This is a genomic window from Variovorax soli (genome assembly GCF_031454625.1).
GTDB lineage: Bacteria > Pseudomonadota > Gammaproteobacteria > Burkholderiales > Burkholderiaceae_C > Variovorax > Variovorax soli_A.
On sequence record NZ_JAVDRF010000034.1, the window covers coordinates 1 to 1338 of the forward strand.

Here is a 1338-nt window from a genome sequence, read left to right on the forward strand (position 1 = left end):
ATCAAGATCAAGGCCGAGGGCAGTCTCACCAACACCGGCACCATCGCCGGGCGCACGCTGGTGCGCATCGACGCCGGCAGCATCGACAACCTGGGCGGGCGCATCACCGGCGGCAAGGTCGCCCTGGACGCCGTCAACGACCTGAACAACATCGGCGGGACCATCGACGCGCGAGACAGCCTGTCGATCGAGGTGGGCCGCGACATCGACATCCGCAGCACGACCACCTCCCACCAGGTCGGGTTGAGCAGCAATACCGGCATCGACCGCGTGGCGGGCCTGTATGTGACCGACCCGGGCGGCACGCTGGTGGCCAGCGCGGGTCATGACGTGAACCTGGTCGGCGCCGTCGTTTCCAACCCAGGGCTGGGCGGCTTCACCTCGATCAGCGCGAAGAACGACATCCACCTGCAAACGGTGCGCGAGTCCGCGACCCTCGCCGGCCGCGGCATCGACAACAACAGTGCGATGGTCGCCTCCTCCTCGCGCGAACTCGGAACCACCATCGCCACCCACGGCACCACGCTCCTGAACGCGGGCCGCGACATCGATGCGCGCCAGGCCACGGTGGACGCCGGCCAGGGCTGGCTCGACGTCACCGCAGGGCGGGACATCCTCATCGAAACCGGCCGGCAGCAAAGCGCCGGCAGCTATGCGATGCAGTGGACCGACAAGGCCCTGCTGAGCCGCACCGCCAACACCTTGAGCGGCCAGTACGACAACAGCACCAGCGTCGGCAGCCGCTTCTCGGGCGGTCTCGTGAGCATGGGTGCGGGCAACGACCTCGCCATCGAAGGCTCGCAGGTGAGCGGCACGCAGGGCGTGATGCTGTCGGCCGGCAACCAGCTGAACATCGTCGAAGGGCGCAACACCGCCAGCGCCAGTGTCGACTTCGACCGGAAGCGCTCGAGTCCGATCCAGGACCCGGTCTTCATGCAGAACAAGGCCTCGGGCACCGGCATCGGCGTCGGGCGCGACACCGCCGCCGCGAGCACCATCACCAGCAGCCAGGGCGGCATCCTGCTGCAGGGCGGCGCGGTGAAGCTGGTGGGCACGCAAGTCTCCGCCGCCAGGGACATCGCCATCGAAGGCGGCTCGGTGAACATCGCCGGAGCCGTCGAGCGCAGCGAAGTCCATGGCGAGCAGCGCCAGCGCGGCGGCGATTTCGGCCCGCTGGGTCTGCACGACCTGGGGCACGGCCTGGGCGCCAAGAGTGCGGACATGCTGGAAGCCGAGACCACCGGCCTCGCGCGCACCACCCTCAGCGGCGCCAACGTCACCCTCACCGCCACCGGACCCGATGGCCAGGGCGGCGACCTGCACATCGCGGGCACCACC

General features: G+C 69.4%; 1 protein-coding gene. It reads left to right on the forward strand.

Going from position 1 to position 1338, the window contains the following annotated elements:
• Positions 1 to 1338: hemagglutinin repeat-containing protein (locus tag J2739_RS27845; protein WP_309907776.1), on the forward strand; the 1338-nt coding region annotated here is incomplete at both ends.